General features: G+C 60.5%; 15 protein-coding genes. 9 read left to right on the top strand and 6 right to left on the bottom strand.

The annotated features are described in order from the left end of the window. The 3 genes from BV034_RS26190 to BV034_RS26185 all read left to right on the top strand — a co-directional run. A partial coding sequence (locus BV034_RS26190; RefSeq protein WP_265593489.1) for an RHS repeat-associated core domain-containing protein occupies positions 1-1,396 on the top strand: 1,396 nt, incomplete at its 5' end. After that, a complete protein-coding gene (locus tag BV034_RS36475; RefSeq protein ID WP_265593488.1) occupies positions 1,389-1,664 on the top strand; it encodes a hypothetical protein in 276 nt (91 codons plus the stop codon). The genes BV034_RS26190 and BV034_RS36475, both read left to right, overlap by 8 nt. 626 nt (positions 1,665-2,290) lie before the next feature. Continuing rightward, the gene (locus BV034_RS26185) at positions 2,291-4,855 is read left to right on the top strand and encodes a phospholipase C, phosphocholine-specific (protein WP_050029908.1); all 2,565 of its coding nucleotides are present in this window, start codon (positions 2,291-2,293) and stop codon (positions 4,853-4,855) included. A 600-nt stretch (positions 4,856-5,455) separates the two neighbouring features. Here the strand turns inward: BV034_RS26185 and BV034_RS26180 are convergent. From BV034_RS26180 to BV034_RS26165, 4 genes are all read right to left on the bottom strand, one after another. Further along, positions 5,456-7,108 (bottom strand): altronate dehydratase family protein, encoded by a 1,653-nt coding sequence (locus BV034_RS26180; protein ID WP_050029914.1) that lies wholly within the window; start codon positions 7,106-7,108, stop codon positions 5,456-5,458. Positions 7,109-7,201: 93 nt separating this feature from the next. Continuing rightward, a complete protein-coding gene (locus tag BV034_RS26175; protein WP_050029907.1) occupies positions 7,202-9,196 on the bottom strand; it encodes an FTR1 family protein in 1,995 nt (664 codons plus the stop codon). Further along, positions 9,117-9,542, bottom strand: coding sequence for a hypothetical protein (locus tag BV034_RS36470; RefSeq protein WP_265593486.1), 426 nt, complete (start codon positions 9,540-9,542; stop codon positions 9,117-9,119). The genes BV034_RS26175 and BV034_RS36470 overlap by 80 nt, the downstream gene beginning before the upstream one ends. Before the next feature lie 18 nt (positions 9,543-9,560). Further along, on the bottom strand, positions 9,561-10,595 hold the full coding sequence (locus tag BV034_RS26165) for an imelysin family protein (RefSeq protein ID WP_050029905.1): 1,035 nt from the start codon (positions 10,593-10,595) through the stop codon (positions 9,561-9,563). Positions 10,596-10,773: 178 nt separating this feature from the next. On the opposite strand from BV034_RS26165, the gene BV034_RS26160 reads away from it, so the two are divergent. The 4 genes from BV034_RS26160 (at position 10,774) to BV034_RS26150 (ending at position 14,006) form a co-directional block, all read left to right on the top strand. Continuing rightward, a complete protein-coding gene (locus BV034_RS26160; RefSeq protein WP_050029904.1) occupies positions 10,774-11,016 on the top strand; it encodes a FeoA family protein in 243 nt (80 codons plus the stop codon). A 17-nt stretch (positions 11,017-11,033) separates the two neighbouring features. Continuing rightward, positions 11,034-13,142, top strand: a complete 2,109-nt coding sequence (gene feoB / locus BV034_RS26155; protein ID WP_050029903.1) for a ferrous iron transport protein B — start codon at positions 11,034-11,036, stop codon at positions 13,140-13,142. Positions 13,143-13,195: 53 nt separating this feature from the next. Beyond that, positions 13,196-13,363 carry a FeoB-associated Cys-rich membrane protein gene (locus BV034_RS36465; RefSeq protein WP_265593485.1) on the top strand — a complete coding sequence of 56 codons (168 nt, stop codon included), beginning with the start codon at positions 13,196-13,198 and terminating at the stop codon, positions 13,361-13,363. 226 nt (positions 13,364-13,589) lie between these two features. Then, positions 13,590-14,006 (top strand): hypothetical protein, encoded by a 417-nt coding sequence (locus BV034_RS26150; RefSeq protein ID WP_050029902.1) that lies wholly within the window; start codon positions 13,590-13,592, stop codon positions 14,004-14,006. 762 nt (positions 14,007-14,768) lie between these two features. Here BV034_RS26150 and BV034_RS26145 read toward each other — a convergent pair. Then, positions 14,769-15,566, bottom strand: a complete 798-nt coding sequence (locus BV034_RS26145; RefSeq protein WP_050029901.1) for a thiazole synthase — start codon at positions 15,564-15,566, stop codon at positions 14,769-14,771. A gap of 64 nt (positions 15,567-15,630) precedes the next feature. Next, positions 15,631-16,527, bottom strand: coding sequence for a hydrogen peroxide-dependent heme synthase (gene hemQ / locus BV034_RS26140; RefSeq protein ID WP_050029900.1), 897 nt, complete (start codon positions 16,525-16,527; stop codon positions 15,631-15,633). A gap of 138 nt (positions 16,528-16,665) precedes the next feature. On the opposite strand from hemQ, the gene BV034_RS26135 reads away from it, so the two are divergent. Both BV034_RS26135 and BV034_RS26130 read left to right on the top strand, forming a co-directional pair. Then, positions 16,666-16,899: a ferredoxin gene (locus tag BV034_RS26135; RefSeq protein ID WP_050029899.1), complete on the top strand. Its 234-nt coding sequence runs from the start codon at positions 16,666-16,668 to the stop codon at positions 16,897-16,899. Positions 16,900-17,017: 118 nt separating this feature from the next. Continuing rightward, positions 17,018-17,389: a DUF721 domain-containing protein gene (locus tag BV034_RS26130; RefSeq protein WP_050029898.1), complete on the top strand. Its 372-nt coding sequence runs from the start codon at positions 17,018-17,020 to the stop codon at positions 17,387-17,389. The last annotated feature ends 9 nt before the right edge of the window (positions 17,390-17,398 follow it).

Here is a 17,398-nt window from a genome sequence, read left to right as displayed (position 1 = left end):
GTTCATCTGGGGCCGGGATGTCAGCGGGACCTGGGATGGTGCGGGTGGCATTGGCGGTCTGGTGGCCATCGAAGAAGAAGGCGGCCGCCGCCTTCTGGTCGTGGATGACGGACTGGGCAACATCACGGCGCTGATCAACCAGGCGAATGGGGAGACGGTGGCGAAGTTCGACTACACCCCCTATGGCGAGCTGAAGGTCTCATCGGGTGACGTGAACGCCTGCCCGTTCCGCTATCAGAGCAAGTACTACGATGCCGAGACGGGGCTGAGCTACTTTGGGTTCAGGTATTACAGCGCGAAGCTGGGGCGCTGGATCAGCCGTGATCCGCTGGGGGAAGAGGGTGGGTTCAACCTGTACGGGTATTGCGGGAATGATCCGGTGAACCGGTGGGATTATTTGGGGATGGATTCCAACTGGAATTTGCCAGATGCGATGAATACCCCAATCGCGCGAGCGGCCTCTCGTTCGATGGGGACGCCTCAAATGATGATGATTAAGTGGTTTAAGTGGTGGCGAGAAGGTGAGATTGGCAAAATCGACGCGCAAATCACCGCAGGGAATCTGAGTAGAGAGGACAAGATGCGACTCCAGGTCGGCAAGTCGAATCTCCTAGCTCTCGGTGACACATTCAGGCATTTGGACAACACAGTGGAGGTAGTCTCGAGTCCTGCTTCGGTTGCCGCACTTTTGGATACGACGGCCGATGGCCCCTATCAATTGGGCGCGAATGGCGGTTTTCTGCCGGCGGTGCTGCTTAAGAATGTTGCCGGTGTTGACAACATAAAAGTATTGCAGTTCGCAGGTGCTTATGATGAGGGTTCTCTAGAGGACTATACGGGCCAAATTGGAGCAGTATTTTTGCCCGTTCCACCTGTGGCAAATTCAGTCAAACCAATGGTGCGAGGAACCGTGGTCGTTGAAAATTGGAGTCAAAGGATGGTTCAGGTCTTGACAAAACAGAGGTCTTGGCTCAGCCTAAGCAGGCCTACTGGAAATAGGATTGCGAGCAGTGGTAATAACCTTCCCGCAATTTTGACCGAACCGCTAGTTGCCGGACAACATACTTTGGATGCTGCGATCTCAAGCCATCCTGCTCTCAACAACGTGCGTTTTAGTGCAGCGCCTCAGTTTGATGCTAGTTTGCCTGATTTCGGACTCGCTACTCGCTACACCGCTATAGATGGAGATATCTCAATAGGATATATGGCATTCCAAAATAATATGGAACTTATCGGAACCCTAGTTCATGAGGAGGCTCATCTTCGATTTTTTAGGCGAATGAAACTGAGTGGACCCAAAAGTAGGACTGCACGTATCGGCTGGGATGGTGAAGAAGATTATGTGCGGGCTGTCGAGGCAAGATTTATTAAGGCGAAAGGTCTGATCTGTGAATAAACAGCAAATCCAAGAAAAAACCCGGGCGCTCGTCAAAACACTCCGTGAAGGCAGCTCGCACGAGGTGTTGCAACTCGGTTCGCCAACGAATGACAGGCCACTGAGAATTCAAGTTTATGAAGGAGAACGTCTATCGATCAATATCTATGAAGTAGATGGCGATTTCTCATTGTGCCTTGATGGTCTGGTGTCGCGTCCGAAGTGGCTTGAAGCACTTGGGAGCCAGTTTATCACAATCCCATCAGCAAGAAAACGTGACAACCCATAGCAGGCCGTGCCAACAGGCTGCTTGCGACAAATTGGGGCTCCAAAATAAGCGTCTCGTGAGCAGAGGCTTTGTGGGCGTGCTCTCTTACCGTCCGAAAGCGTCAACACACGGTCCCGCCACCAAAACGTGACAACCCATAGCAGGCCGTGCCAACAGACTGCTTTCGACAAATTGGGGCTCCAAAACAAGCGTCTCGTGAGCAGAGGCTTTGTGGGCGTGCTTTCTTACCGTCCGAACGCGTCAACACACGGTCCCGCCACCATCCAGTGTCCGTTCTCGGCAACCGTTGGGGAGGGTGAGCGGTGTCTTTCAACCTGCCTCTTGTACACGAACCGGGTTAGACACGCGACTTGTCTTGGCTATGTAAGGTTCCGAGCGTGATTCCGCGTAGCCGCTTTGTCAAGTCGCGGCCCAATTCCAGGTTCGGGATAACATTCACGGTGCTGCGCGAATCCAGAACCGTGTCAGGGAGTTGGGCGGGCACTGGAGTAACCCGGGTGGAGTTGCTGGTTCGTGGCTCCAAGGCTGGGCCAGGAACCGCCGGTGACGCTTCCCCTGCATTCAAGTCTCATTGCAAAGACTGCCCTTCCGCGTCACACTCCTTGATTCGACGACATTTGCACTCAATGCAGACACGACGGGCGTTTATTCAGCGGGCGGCTACCCTTGCGGGTGGGTTGGGCTCGTTTTCTCTTCCGGATTCGATTCTGAAGGCGCTGAGCATTGAGCCGGCTGAGGGGAGCACGTTCGCGGATGCAGAGCATGTGGTGATTCTCATGCAGGAGAACCGCTCTTTTGACCATGTCTATGGGACGCTGCGCGGGGTGCGGGGCTTTGATGATCCGCGGGCGGTGGAGACGCCGGGAGGGAATCCGGTTTGGCTGCAGACGGACAGGCAGGGCAAGACGTATACGCCGTTCGGGCTGAACATCCATGAGACGAAGTCCACCTGGATGAGGGATCTGCCGCATGATCGCAAATCCCAGGTGGCGGCGACCAACAACGGGAAGCATGACCAGTGGCTGTACGAGAAGCGGTCACGGGTGAAGGACTACGCGGACATGCCGCTGACGCTGGGATACTATGACCGGCGGGACGTGCCCTTTTATTATGCCTTTGCGGATGCCTTCACGGTTTGCGATCAGCATTTCTCTTCGATCCAGTCGTGCACCACGCCCAACCGGTTGTTCCTCTGGACCGGGACCAATCGCGATCCACGAGATCCCTCAGCAGAGGTCCGGGTGGAGAACTATCAAATCGACCACGACTCTTCTGCAGACTGGCCCACCTTTCCAGAACGGCTGGAGGAACAGGGGATCTCGTGGAAGTTCTACCAAAACGAGCTCTATATCCCCACCGGGCTGGATCATGAGGCGGAGCCCTGGTTGTGCAACTTTGGAGACAATCCTCTGGAGTACTTCTCCCAGTATCACCTGCGCTTTCATCCGGCGCGCATGACGTTTGTCAGGAAACGTGCGGAAGAGCTGCGGGGCCTGCTGGCTGCCGCCATGGAGATGCCTCCGCCTCCTTCACCAGAAGAAGCGGCCAAGGCGGAGAAACTGACTGCGCGGCGGCGTGCGGAACTGGCCAAACTGGAGGCAGAGATCGCGCAATACACGCCAGAGGGCTACGCCGCGCTGACACCGCAGCAACGGAGCCTCCATGAGCGCGCGTTCGTCACGAACACGGCGGATCCGAAGCATCGGGAGATGGAAACGCTGCGCTACCGTGAAGGCGAGGTGGAGCGCGAGGTGAAGGTGCCAGCCGGGGATGTGTTGTTCCAGTTCCGCAAAGACGTGACGGAGGGCAAGCTGCCCGCGGTGTCCTGGCTGGCGGCTCCTGAGGTGTTTTCAGATCACCCCTCAGCGCCATGGTATGGGGCCTGGTACGTCTCGGAGGTGCTGGACATCCTGACGCAGAATCCGGAGGTGTGGAAGAAGACGGTGTTCATCCTCACCTATGACGAGAACGACGGGTACTACGACCACGTCCCACCCTTTGTCCCCCCGCACACAGAGCAGCCTGCTACCGGGGCGGCGTCGAAGGGAATGGACACGACCCTGGAGTTCGATGAACTGGGGCATGCCATTGGGCTGGGCTACCGAGTACCGATGGTGATTGCCTCCCCTTGGTCGCGCGGCGGGAACGTCTGTTCCCAAGTATTCGACCACACATCGGTCCTCCAGTTTCTGGAGGTGTTTGTGCGCAACCGGTCCGGAAAAACGATCACGGAGACCAACATTAGCCCATGGCGGCGCGCGATCTGTGGTGACCTCACCTCGGCGTTTAGGAAATTACCCGAGGACGGCAAGGCTAACCCCGAGGCGCTGAAGCGGGATGGGGTGGTGGAACAGATTCATCGAAGCCAGTACAAGGGATTGCCGGAATCTTTCCGCAGCCTGAGTGCCGAGGAGATCGAGGAGATTCGGCGCAATCCGGCGGAGTCACGCTTGCTCGCGAGACAGGAGAAGGGCCAGCGGGCATCCTGTGCGCTTCCTTACGAATTGAAGGCGGACGGGCGTGTGGATCGAAAGGCGGGCACCTTTGAAGTGACGTTTGAAGCGGGCAATCAAGCGTTTGGGGCTGAGGCGGCCGGGGCGGCGTTTCAAGTGTTCGCACCTGGGAACTATGGCCCGGAAGATGATCCGGCGCTTGGGGAAACCGAGCCTCCGTTTGAAAAAGGGCGTCGGTGGTCGATTGCGGTGAGCGCAGGGGACCGGGTGTCTTATGCGTGGAAGTTGAGCGCGTTTGAATTCGAGCAATATCACCTGCGTGCCTATGGCCCGAACGGGTTCTATCGGGAGTTTCGTGGCGCGTTAAATGGTCCCGCGGTGGAGGTCGGGTTTGATGCGGAGCGCGGTGGGAGTAATGCGAAGGCGCTGACGGGAAGAGGGGTGTTGAACATTGTCAACCGTGAACCGTCTCGGGGAATGAAGATGCTGCTAACACATCATGTGGGAGATGCTCTTGTGAGGGAGTACGTGTTGGGCCCGGGGCAACAGGTTCGTGTGGTGCTCGACTTTGCCTCAAGTCATCGGTGGTATGACTTCAGTGTGGCGGTCGAGGGAGTTGAGGGGTTCGGTAGACGTTTCGCCGGGCGCATTGAGAATGGAGAACCAGGCCTGAGTGATCCTGCGATTGGCCGGGGGCGAGGTGCGGGAGCGGGGAAGAAGGAGTTGGCGAAGGGGTGAGAGGTCCAGTGAGTTTGCCCAAAGGGGAATTGGCTCGAGGAGTGTGTCATGGAGGTGGAGAGCATGATGGGTGAAAGTGTCTGGTGGCGGCCTCCCCACCTGAGCGGGGCCGCCCGGTGTACCCAAGGTAGCCTCGCTCGAAGCTCGGCAACCTTGGGCTGTGGTACATATCCCTTTCAGGGATAGCGGGAGTTGGAGCGGATTGCAGGCGGTGCGTGTGGGAGGCGACGCGCCGGGTTGGAGCTGTTGCATCGTGAGTGGCATCCAAATGTGTATTAAGATCCGCCCCAGAGAAGGTAGAAGAGCCGTCCCGGCTCTTGGGCGTGCGGAGGGAAGAGGTTGGGTGTGGAAGGGATAATGTCTGAGACGGTGGGATGCGACGAACGGGTCCTTGTGGGCATCGCGACGTCGGGCTGGATGTTTGGGATTTTTTTTCCCTGTCGCGATCCTGAGTCTTCTGCAAGATGCAGAAGACGGCACGCTGGAAGCGTGCGCTCCCCAGCATCGCTGAGTTGTCTGTATGAGGAATGTCACCCAGCGTGGTGTAGTGTCGAGTGCTCGACTTGCTGCGGCCAGGCGGTGGCTCACCACCCGACGATGCTACAACGACACCCCGCGCTTCCACGGGATGAAATCATCCTGTCCCAGGGACACGGCTTTGGGCACAGCGAGGCCGCTGGCGGTATCGAGGGTTAATGCCAACAACTCTTCGCCCATGGTGGTGACGCTTTTCTCGCCGCGGATGATGGCGCCGGTGTCGAAGTCGATGACATCGGCCATGCGTTGGGCGAGTTCGGTGTTGGTGGCGATCTTGAGGGTGGGGCAGATGGGATTGCCCGTGGGGGTGCCGAGGCCGGTGGAGAAGAGGATGACGGTGCACCCGGCTCCGGCGATGGCGGTGGTGGATTCCACATCGTTGCCCGGGGTACAGACGAGGGAGAGCCCGGGCTTGGTGATGGGCTCGGCGTAGTCCAGCACATCGGTGATCGGGGAGGTGCCGCCTTTCTTCGCGGCACCGGCGGACTTGATGGCATCGGTGATGAGGCCGTCGCGAATGTTGCCGGGCGAGGGGTTGGCATCGAAGCCGCTGCCGCAGGCTTCCGCGGCGCGCTCATAGGTGCGCATGAGGTGAACAAAGCGGTCCGCCAGGGCGGCATTGACACAACGGTCGCTCAGCTCCTGCTCGATGCCGCAGAGCTCCGGAAACTCGGAGAGGGCCACGGAGGCGCCGAGGGCCACCAGGAGGTCAGCGGTGTGGCCGATGGCAGGGTTCGCGGAAATGCCGGAGAATCCGTCGCTGCCGCCACACTCCACGCCCACCACCAGATCGCTCACCGGGCAGGGTTCGCGGCGGAGTTCATTGGCATCCCGCATGCCCAGAAACGTGGTCTTGATGGCGCGAGCCATCATGTCCTGCTCGGAGAGGGCCTTCTGCTGCTCGAAGATGTGCAGGGGCCGGGAGTATCCGGGATGGAACTTCTCCAGGGCCTGCTCCAGCAGGCTGACCTGGGCGTGCTGACAGCCGAGACTGAGCACCGTGGCTCCTGCGACATTCGGGTGGGCGACGTAGCCCGCGAGCAAGTTGCAAAGCGCCTCCGCATCCTGCCGGGTGCCGCCGCAGCCCATGTCGTGCTCGAGGAACTTCACCCCATCGACATTTGGGAAGAGCGGCACTGGCTGATGAGGATGTGTGCCCAAGGCGAGAGTTGATTCCTCGATCTCCTGCCGGGTGGCGCCGCGCTGATGCAGGCCGACCAGTTCCCGGGCGAAGTGTTCATATGGGCCGGTGCGGGCATAGCCCAGGGCTTTCTGCAGCGCCTCCTTCATGAAGGAGAGGTTGCGGTTCTCACAGAAGACGAGGGGGATGACCAGCCAGTAGTTGGCGGTGCCTGCGCGGGTTCCGGGGCGTTTGTACCCGTTGAAGGTGGTGCGGGTCCAGTTCGACAGGTTTGGAGGTGTCCAGGCTGTGTCGCGTTGTTTCCCAGAAAATCCCGCGGTGGCGTGCTGGAGATTGTGGGTGTGCACCAGTTCCCCGGCGGCGATGGCGGCCTTGGTGCGACCCACGGTGACGCCGTACATGGTGACAAGTGCATCCTTGGCAAAGTCCCGGGCGGCAAACTTGTGCTTGGCCCCGACAGCTTGCCGGAGGGTCCAGCTTTGCCCGTCCAGAGAGACCTGCTCACCTGCTTGGAGCGGGTGGAGGGCGACGATGAGATCGTCAGCAGGGTGAATGCGGAGGATTGAAGGAGCGATCACGATCCCCCAAGATGAAATGAAGGGAGGGAAAATGCCAAGGCATTGTTTCCCTCCCTTTAACGAGGAGCAGAGATGTCTGGTGTGACAACGCTACGGGGCGGACGCGCTGGCGGCTGCCGCAGGGCGGTTCAAGGTGCTGGCCAGGGCCGCCTGGGTGCGCGCACTGCGCCACTTCACCCAGAGCCAGGCACCGCCCACATAGACGAGGCCGAGCGGCGGGATCAGCATGCCTTCCAACGAGGGGTAGAGCCCCAGCCAGGTGCCCATCCAGGTGGGAATGTCCAGCCAGGTGATGGGGTGAATGGGCAGCCAGCCGACCGTCTGGAAGAGCCGGACGGTGGACCCCAGGAAGGTGACGAGCACGGTGATGACCAGGACGCCGGTGATGACCAGAAGGCGGCGGTAGGGGAGCTTGGCCCCGATGTAGAATACGCCCAGGCCCATGCCACTGACGATGGCCAGACCGATGCCCAGGCCAATGAGCACGGGGCGGAGGCCGGCCTCCAGCAGCAGGGATTGAAGAAACAACACGGTCTCAAAGCCCTCGCGGTAGATGGTGAGGAAGCCCACACCGATCATGGCCATGTTCGCGCTGGCGGTTTCCCCGCCGGTGTTCACGGCGCGGGTCAGGCTGCGGAGCTTCGCATTCCATTCCACCCAGTACATCTTGTGGAAGACCCAGTTCGTGACGATGAGCAGCACAATGACCGCAAGCACGGAGACCACGGCCTCCAGCGATTCGCCATGCCGGCTCAGCGACTTGATGATGAGGCGGGACACGATGAACGTGGCCACAGACGCCACCAGCGCAGCAAAGACGCCGATGCCGATGTTCCGGCGGATACGGCGGTTCTCGCCCCCACGCAGACCTGCGATGAGCGCGGCGAGAATGACCACGGCCTCCAGGCCCTCACGGGTGACCACGGAAATGGTCGTGTAGATGGCAGTGAGAGGGGAGATGGACATCTGCAACAGAGCGCCGCATTCGTTCATGCCCACCAGCGCGGCCTCATAGGCTGCCGCCAGGGCCGGGCCGCTGGCGCGAGCGTCCAGGGCCGCCTTGATACCGGGCTGCGTCTTCGTACCATCAAGGAAGAGCTTCTCCGTGCGCAGCGCGAGATCGGGATCGCGCGGCATGGTGCGGGATTCGATCTCCAGGTCGAAGGTGGTGTAGGCCTCCAGCCGGAGAGACTCTGCGTCAGCCCACTTGCCAGCGCGGGCGGCGGCGTGGGACTCGGAGAGGAGGGTGCGCACATCCAGCAGCGTCTCCGCGATGACCTCGGACGCCTTGCCCTGGCGACGCAGACTGATGCCAAACTGGTCGGCCAGAATTTCCACTGCCTTGGCGGCCTCACGTTCCACAACCGAAGAGTCCGTCTTGGCTTGGATGGCTGCCTCCAGCTTCTCGATGGAGGAGCGCAGTTCAGGCTCATACTGGGTGAAGACGTCGCCACGCTGACGCTCCCAAGGGGCGCGCAGTTCATCCAGAATCTGGCGGCTCTGAATGGTGAAGGTCTCTGCCTCACGATACTCAATGGGGATGACGATCTCGCCATCGCGCACGCCAGCAGCATACTCCACGGGCACCAGTTTGAGCAGTTTGATCAGCAGGCGCTCGCGGCGGGTGACGTCCTCTGCGGTGAGAAGGTTCGGGAGATCACGGCGAATCTGGGCAGCCCACTTCTCGAACGCTTGGGCAAGGCCGGGTTCATCAGCGTTTGTCAGTGCCTGCCAGGAGGCAAGATCCGGCACCGGCGGCGAGGAATCTGGCAGCACCTGGGTGAGCAGGGGAGCGGGGAAGACCGCCAGGGTCTGGATCTCACCGCTGCGGGTTGCGATCATCTCCGGCGTGCTGCGCTTCTGCTGGATGAGCCGTTGCAGCGCATCCGTCTTCTCACGGATCAGCGTGGTCTGCCACACCAGGTACTCGCGCGCCAGCAGTTGGGACACAGCATCCCGCTGGGCTCCTTTGCCATGCTGGAGGGCAAGCACGCCCTGCACGGCGTCAGCATATTTCGGCAGCTGGATCAGTGCGCGCCACTCGCGGGCGGGCTCCAGTTGCTCCTTCTGCTGGCGGTCCAGCATCTCCAGTGCGTACACATGCTGAAGCAGTGCCTGCCTCTGCCCCAGCAGATGGCCGGCCGCCGTGGTGGCGGGAGCCGCCTCCGGAAGCGTGGCCTCCGCCCAGAGTTTTTTTGGCGGCGTCGGACTCCAGGTTGGAGGAAAAACCCTGCACCACCTGCCGGGTGCTGGTCCAGGTTTCAGGAGTCACCTCACCGCCGTAGAGTTCGACAATGGCGGACTCAATGCCGCGCTGCACCTCGGCAGCAGCGTCCAGGACATCGGCCTGTAGCCGGGTGAGGGCCATGGCCAGAGCGGCCATGGCGGGAAGAACCCGGCGCGTCAGTCCGGGAGAAGAGAGGAGCTTCATGAATCGAGACCCGGGAAATTAACCTGCCACCTGCACACCCACGAGGGCTGCGGCCTGCTTGATCTGGGGCACCAGCTTGTCGGTCTTGGCCTTGGCCTGGGCGGCCAGTTCGTCGATCTGCGCGGTCTTGAAGACCACCTTCTTTTCCTCACGCTTCTCCAGCGCATCCAGGAAGGCGAAAATGTCCTTGAACCCGGAGTCCACTGCCTTGCCCAGCGCCTTGTCCTTGGCAGTCACGCCGCTCTGCACGGCCTGGTACATGACGGCGCAGCTCTTCATGATGCCCTGCATGTCCGAGATACGGCTCACGGCGAAGAACCGGCCGGAGGCCTCCTCGCTGTAGCGGGACTCCTTCCAGTCCTCAAAGTAATCAGAGAGCGTGGGTGTCATCGCCACCATGGCCTGGTAGCAGTCCTCCACCGTCGGCACCCAGGAGCGCGCATCGGCGAGCAGTTCGCCGATCTTCGCGTTCGTGTCCACAGCCACGGCGGTGAGGACCTCAGGGCGCGGCAGGGATTCGCGGGCGGCAATCTTGCCGTCGCCATCCAGGTCCAGGGCCACCGCCCACTTCTTGCTACCGCCCCAGAGGGCGGGTTCGATGATGTAGGTGAAACCGGCACCTTCGCGGTCGATCACCTCGCCCGTGCTCAGCGTCAGCTTCAGCGGGGAGATCTCCTCCGGCTGGCCTTCGTCCTGGGGCAGACCGGCGTCCAGATACACGTCGTAGTGGGCAAACTTGTCCACGCCAGCGACGATGCCTTCCACCGTCTCATAGCCGAAGCTGTCCATCGCCTTGTAGTTCTCCTGCATCTTCGCCACCAGCGCGGCCACTTCCGGCTTCTTGGTGGCCCAGGCTTTCTCGGCTCCCCCAGCCGCGGTAAGGATGGCGGCGTACTCATTCGAGTTCTTTACGAAGTCCTCGGAGGCAGCCTTCACCTTCACCAGGGTGTCCACCAGGTAGGACTTCACCTCCCCAACCTCTGCCCCGTGGGAGAGGGCAGAAGCTAGCACAGAAGAAGCGGCCAGAATGACAGAAGCGGCGTAGCGGTTCATAGGCGATAAATGAGAATGAGTATCAATATGCATAGGCTCGGGTACGTCTCTGCGCAAGCTTAAGAACTGACCTCCCTTTGATCAGATGGAAATCTGTAGATTCGGTTTGCCGATGCGTTTCAATCTCAAGTAAGAGTAGCAATTCCGAACCAAAGTTCCCTCTCTCCACCCGTAGTCGATGCAAGCAATCCCGCTCACCCAGCTCAAGGATGGTCACTCTGCCATCATCAAGGACATCCCTGTGGGGCATGACGAGCACATTACCCGTCTCAGGGAGCTGGGGCTGGTGCCGGGTACGAAGATCCGCGTGGTGAGGCGAGCCCCTCTGGGAGACCCCATCGAAGTGGCTGTCCGGGGTTCCCGAATCGCCATGCGCCGCAGCGAAGCCCGCCACATTGAAATCCTTCCCGTTCAGGAATAGTCCGCCGCCATTTTTCCATGTCCGTTTCATCTGCCGCCCTGCCTGAGGCAGCGCCTTCCTCCGCCACCCGCGAGCCCGTGATTGCCATTGTGGGCAATCCTAACTGCGGGAAGTCCACCATTTTCAATGCCCTGACTGGGTTGAAGCAAAAGGTCGCAAACTACCCGGGCGTGACCGTGGAAAAGCGCGAAGGCTCCTGTTTCTCCCAACATGGGAAGCGTCTGCGCCTGCTGGACCTGCCAGGGGCCTACAGTCTGAATGCGCGCTCCCCGGACGAGGCGGTGGTGCGGGACGTGCTGATGGGCCGTCGGAAAGACACCCCGCGGCCGGATGCTGTGGTGCTGGTGGCCGATGCCTCCAACCTGGAACGCAATCTCTACCTCACCACCCAGGTTCTAGAACTAGGGCTGCCCGCCATGCTGGTGCTGAACATGATGGATGTGGCTGAGGCGAAGAAATGGCGCATTGACCTCAAAGAACTGGAGCAGCGTCTCGGCGTGCCCGTGGTGCCTATGCAGGCCACAAGTGGCAAGGGCCTGGTGGAACTGAAGGCTGCGATGAGCCGGCAGCTGCCTGTGCCCAAGCACACGCCACCGATGCCGACGGAAATCTCCGCCGCGCTGGACGACATCCGCCTGGATCTGACCAAAGGCGGAGTGCTCCACGACTGTGCCTCCCTTCTGGAGTCGCTGTACCTCATCTCCGATCACGATCCCCAGCACTACGGCATCGCGGACGCTCATATGAGCCGGATCTCGGCTTGCCATGATGGCCTGGAGAAGATGTTCCCCGGGTGGGAGGACCGTCTCGCGGGAGCCCGGTACGACACGGTGGAATCCATCCTGAAGGACGTGCTGCGCCGTCCGGAGAAGGATGAGGCGACCTTTACGGATCGCATCGATGCGGTGCTGCTGAATCCCGTGTTCGGTGTGGCCTTCATGCTGATGGCCATGGGGGTGTTGTTCTACACCATCTTCGCGCTTGCTGCCGGTCCCATGGACTGGATCGACGGCGCATTCGGCTGGGTGGGGGAGTGGGTGACGGCCCATATGCCAGAAGGGGATCTGCGTGACCTCCTGGTGGACGGCGTCATTGCCGGGGTCGGGGGCGTGGTGATCTTCCTCCCGCAGATCTTGATTCTCTTCTTCTTCATCGGTCTGATGGAAGACACTGGCTACATGGCCCGCGTGGCCTTCATCATGGATCGCGTCATGGGCTGGGCAGGTCTCAATGGAAAGGCCTTCGTGCCCTTCTTGAGCGCCTACGCCTGTGCGGTGCCCGGCATCATGGCCACGCGCACCATCGCGAGTCTGAAAGACCGGATTGTCACCATCCTCGTCACCCCGCTGGCGAGCTGCTCGGCGCGTCTGCCGGTGTACCTGCTGATGATTGCCGCCATGTTCCCGGCAGGTCAGGTGGCTGCTTGGCAGAAGGCACTCGTCATGGTCTCCATGTACGCCCTCGGCACGTTCGGCGCGTTCTGCTTCGGCTGGCTGTTCAATCGTACCATCATGCCGGGCGAGACGAGCCTCATGGTGCTGGAGATGCCCAGCTACAAGCGCCCGTCCATCAAGCACCTGCTGCTCTACATGCTGGAGCGCGCCCGCATTTTCATCCGCCGCGCGGGTACCGTTATCCTCGGCCTCACCATCATCCTCTGGGCGGCGATGAACTACCCCAAGACGGAAGGAGATCCCTCCTCCCAGGTGGCGCATAGCGTCGCTGGTATGGCCGGACATGCCATCGAGCCCGTGATCAAGCCGCTGGGCTTCGACTGGAAGATTGGCATTGGTTTGATCGCCAGCTTCGCTGCTCGTGAAGTGTTCAACAGCACCATGGGCGTCATCTATGCCGTGGAAAACTCCGATGATGAGGACATCACTCCACTGCGTGAGCACATGCAGGCGGAGACTTGGCCGGACGGTGCGCCAGTGTACACCCCGCTGGTGTGCGTGAGCGTGATGGTCTTCTTTGTCTTTGCCATGCAGTGCCTGAGTACCGTGGCGGTGGTGAAGCGCGAGACCAACGGCTGGAAGTGGCCGCTGTTCCAGATCGGCTACATGACTGCAGCCGCTTATATCGCCAGTTTGATCGTCTACCAGGGTGGGCGATTGCTGGGGTTCTAGGGCATGGAAACAGACGCCACCTCGACCCCGGCTGCGTAATCCGAGCATAGACCATGAATGCAGAACTCCAATCCTGGGCGGCCGGGGCGATTGTCCTGGTCACGGTGGTGATCTTTCTGACCCGCGTCTTGAAGGGGCGCAAGCGGAAGGCGGCGGGGAGTTGCGGAAGCGGCTGTGGATGCAGCGCCAGCCCCGCCAAGAGCAAGGTGGCCAAAGGGTAGCCAGCGGCGTCGCATCCAGCGGTCACTGAAGGAGCCGGCCCTGCCCTGTCCGTTGTCTCGCTCTTACTGGCGGGGCGTTTGGCGGTGACCTGGTTGTGGTCTGGGAGCGGTTGTCTGTTTACAGGGCATTGTGGGGCAAAAACGGGCTAACCGTGCAGTTGACGGCGTGCGAAAATCTGGAATGGATGGGGAGAGTTTTTCCACAGGAATCACCCTCTCATTATTTATGAATCGACTTAAACTTGGCTCCATCCTCGCCCTCCTCATCGGACCCTTCATCATTGTGATGAACTTCCTTGAGATCAACGAGAAGAAGGCCGTTGACCGGGAGGGGATAGAGGCGACAGCCATCCCCGTCACGAAGATGGAGCGCCGGGGGCGCAAAGGCAGCCGCACTTACAAGCTGGAGATCGAGTTTCCCACCAAAGACGCGAAGTCGCAGACGGCGGAGGTGGAGGTCTCCAAAGAACTCTATGACAACATCGAGGCCCGGCCCGTGCTGAAGGTCAAGTACCTGGAGAAGCAGCCCAGCAAGGTCATTGTGATCGGAGAGCCGTTTGGGAAGCCGGAGCTCACCTATGTCGGCATCGGCGTGCTGGTCCTTGGCCTCTTCGGCACGTGGTGGCACTTTATTCGCAAGTAGGCGGGGGCGCTTGTCGGAGCTTAAGTGTTATGGCGGCTGCTTCAGCTTCCATTGACGAGTCGCCCGACCCACTGGAAGCGATGAGGGAGACCCTTGACCGAACTGTCCGCGCGATGTGCCGTTATGCAGGCTTGCCTGTCCGATAACGGGTGGGCTCCTCACTCATCAAGGTGAAAAGGCTATGGAGCCGGCTTCGGCCCCTGATCGAATCGCGATGCGTTGTCCCAAGGTAGACTCGCTTGAAACTCGCCAACGCTTGGGCTTGTAGACGTATCCCCTTTGGGGAAGAGCTTCGACTGAGCAGTTGCTCCGTCAAGGAAACTACTGTCGTCCGTATTCTGTGAGGCCCATAGCACGGGCATGCTGTGCTGAGGGATATTGGGTGTGCATGCGTCCCTGCTGCGGCTGAGCCGGACGGCGCTTCCGAGGTGCGGATGAAGTGATGCCTCGGGCGTAGTCCGACGGTCCCCGTCGGCATTGGGAGCGAAGGGGGTAGTGGGAGAAGTCGGGGGCGTTCTGACCACACGGAACGATCTTCGACATGTGTGACTTGGCATCCTCATATGCACACTCAGATCCGCTGGCAGCATCTTGTGCCAGTATCATGCCGAGGAATTCTGGTGGGCGCTGGTGCTCCACGAGCAGGATGTTTAAGCATGCCTGCCGAGATTTATGTCATAGCAACGTCTGACTCTGCAGCGACTGAGTCGATTGCCAATCGGCGGCACAGCAGGCTGCCAGTCTGCGCTACAGATGCTGGCGCTACTCCGCTGTGCCCAAAAACGCTGCCAAGGGGCTCGTGGCCGAGGCGTTTTCAGTGGCGTTGGCGACGCCAATCTCATAGGCGGCGCGGCCGGCTTCGACGGCGGCGTGGAAGGCCTGGCCCATGCGGACGGGATCGGCGGCGACGGCTATGGCGGTGTTCACCAGGACGGCGTCGGCACCCATCTCCATGGCTTCGGCAGCGTGGCTGGGCACGCCGATGCCAGCGTCCACCACCACCGGAACGGTGGCCTGCTCGATGATGATCTCGATCTGGCGGCGGGTGGTGATGCCCTGATGGGAGCCGATGGGAGAACCCAGGGGCATCACGGTGGCGGTGCCGATGTCCTGCAGGCGCTTGGCCAGCACGGGATCGGCATTGATGTAGGGCAGCACGATGAAGCCTTCTTTGACGAGGATCTCCGCCGCCTTGAAGGTCTCCACGGGATCTGGCAGGAGGTAGCGGGGATCCGGATGAATCTCCAGCTTCACCCAGTTGGGCAGGCCGGCAGCGACGGCGAGACGGGCGAGGCGCACGGCCTCCTCCGCGTTCATGGCGCCGCTGGTGTTGGGTAGCAGGAGATAACGATCCTGGGGGATGTAGTCCAGGATGTTGGCAAAGGGGTCTTTCTTCCCCGTCAGGTCCGCACGACGCAGGGCCACGGTGACAATCTCACACCCGCTGGAGGCCAGGGCATCCCGCATGAGTTCGCCAGAGGAGAACTTGCCGGTGCCAAGCATGAGCCGGGAGCGGAAGGTGCGGCCGGCAATGGTGAGAGAGGTCGTTGTGAGGCTCATTGAATCGTGCGGATACTGAGGGAAGGAGACAGAATGCTGAATAGAGGGAACGGAAGAGAACAGATCAGGCGAGCTGAACGCGGCGGAGCAGTTCGTCCAGCGGCAGCTGCATGCCGATGTAGAAGTCGCCGAACTCGGCGTACTTGGAGCTTACCTCATCGAACCGCATCTGATAGACGATGCCCTTGATGTGGTAGGTGTCGTGGGCGAGCAGCGTGACGCCCCACTCCATGAGGTCCAGACCGGTGGAGCCGGTGATGAGCTGGCGCACCTTGCCATGCCACTGGCGGCCAATCCGGGCGTGGCCCAGCATGAGTTCCTTGCGGGCGTCGCTGGAGAGTTCGTACCAGTTGTTCACGTCATTGCGGCGCTTGCTCATGGGGTAGAAGCAGACCACCGGCCAGTCGGCCATGTTCGGGTAGAGGCGGTCCTCGTTGTACTTGGCCATGCGGGCGCGCCACTCACCCAGACGGAGGTCGAGGGTGTTGGTGCTGTCCAGGTCATTGGGGTTCAGCACCATCTCCGTGCCATGTTCCTGCTGGGCCTGGAGTTCCTTCACGAGCTGCTGCTTGTACTCCTCCTCTGAGGTGGCGTACTCGCTCAGTTCCGTCATGGAAAGGTAGCTGTAGGTCGGCTGGAGCACATCGGCACCGAGGGAGAGGGTGAGTTCCTTCTCAAAGCGGTTTGCGTCCTGGAGGTCCGGCGTGAGCAGCATGAACCCGAGGTCCGCCTTGGGCGTGGCGACGCTGAAGGTGAGAAGTTGGGTGCGGGGATGGGAGCGGATGGTCTGGATCAGCTCCGTAAAGCGCGTCTTGGCCTCACGCTGCTCGTCATCGCTCATCATGCGCCAGAGGCCGTGGTCGATTGTGTAGAACAGGTGCAGCACGTGGAGGCCCTCCACGGGAACAAGAGGTTTGACAATGGAGGCAGGGGCAGCGGCGGGAAAGGGCGTCGTGGACATGATGTGGAGTAGGGGAAGTCTGGAAGACAGAACGTTCCGGGGGTGCAACAAAGCGCGGTTTCCCCCGATTTTCAAAAAAAGGTTTGAAAGGGGGGCAGGGGACGGTATTTTGCGGCCGACCTAAACTTCTCATCAAACATGGCAGACGTTGGCAACAAGTATCAGCAGAACACCACGGGCAAGTACTACGTGGATGACCAGTGCATTGACTGCGATCTTTGCCGTGAAACGGCGCCTGCCAACTTCACCCGTGATGATGATGGTGGCCACAGCTTCGTGCATAAGCAGCCGGAGAGCGAAGAAGAGCTTCGCCTCTGCGAAGAAGCCATGGCAGGCTGCCCGGTCGAAGCCATCGGCGACGACGGCGAATAAGCGGACATCGCCTGCTGGCAGTCTCGCTGCCAGAGCTTGAATTTACTGATCACGCCTTCGCAAAGGGGGGCGTGATTTTTTATTGCGCAAAAGGTTTGGTCTGCGGGTATGTTCTGCCATGCGCTATGCGACGCGACAGCAGCGGCTCCGACACGACCTCATCACCAAGTGGCGAGGACTTGAAGGGGAGCCGTTGAATGAACTCCCCACTCTGGACGTGGGGCATCTCATTCCTTCCCTCCTCAAAGAGTGGAAGCTGGACGAACAGCTTCGTGAGGATGATGTGGCGGCTGCCTGGCAGGAGATCGTGGGCGAGTTCATCTCCCGGCACACAGCTCCGGACGGCATCAAGCGCGGCGTTTTGACGCTGCGTGTGCTGCAGCCAGCCATTCATCACACTCTCATGATGGAAAAAGGGACGCTTTTGCGGAAATTGCAGGAAAGGTTTGGCAGCGGGACTATCCGGGACATCCGATTCCGGCATGGTTGAGCGTTGGAA

Origin of the sequence: Verrucomicrobium sp. BvORR034, assembly GCF_000739635.1 — a bacterium.
GTDB lineage: Bacteria > Verrucomicrobiota > Verrucomicrobiia > Verrucomicrobiales > Verrucomicrobiaceae > Verrucomicrobium.
This window is presented reverse-complemented; position numbering and strand designations above follow the sequence as displayed.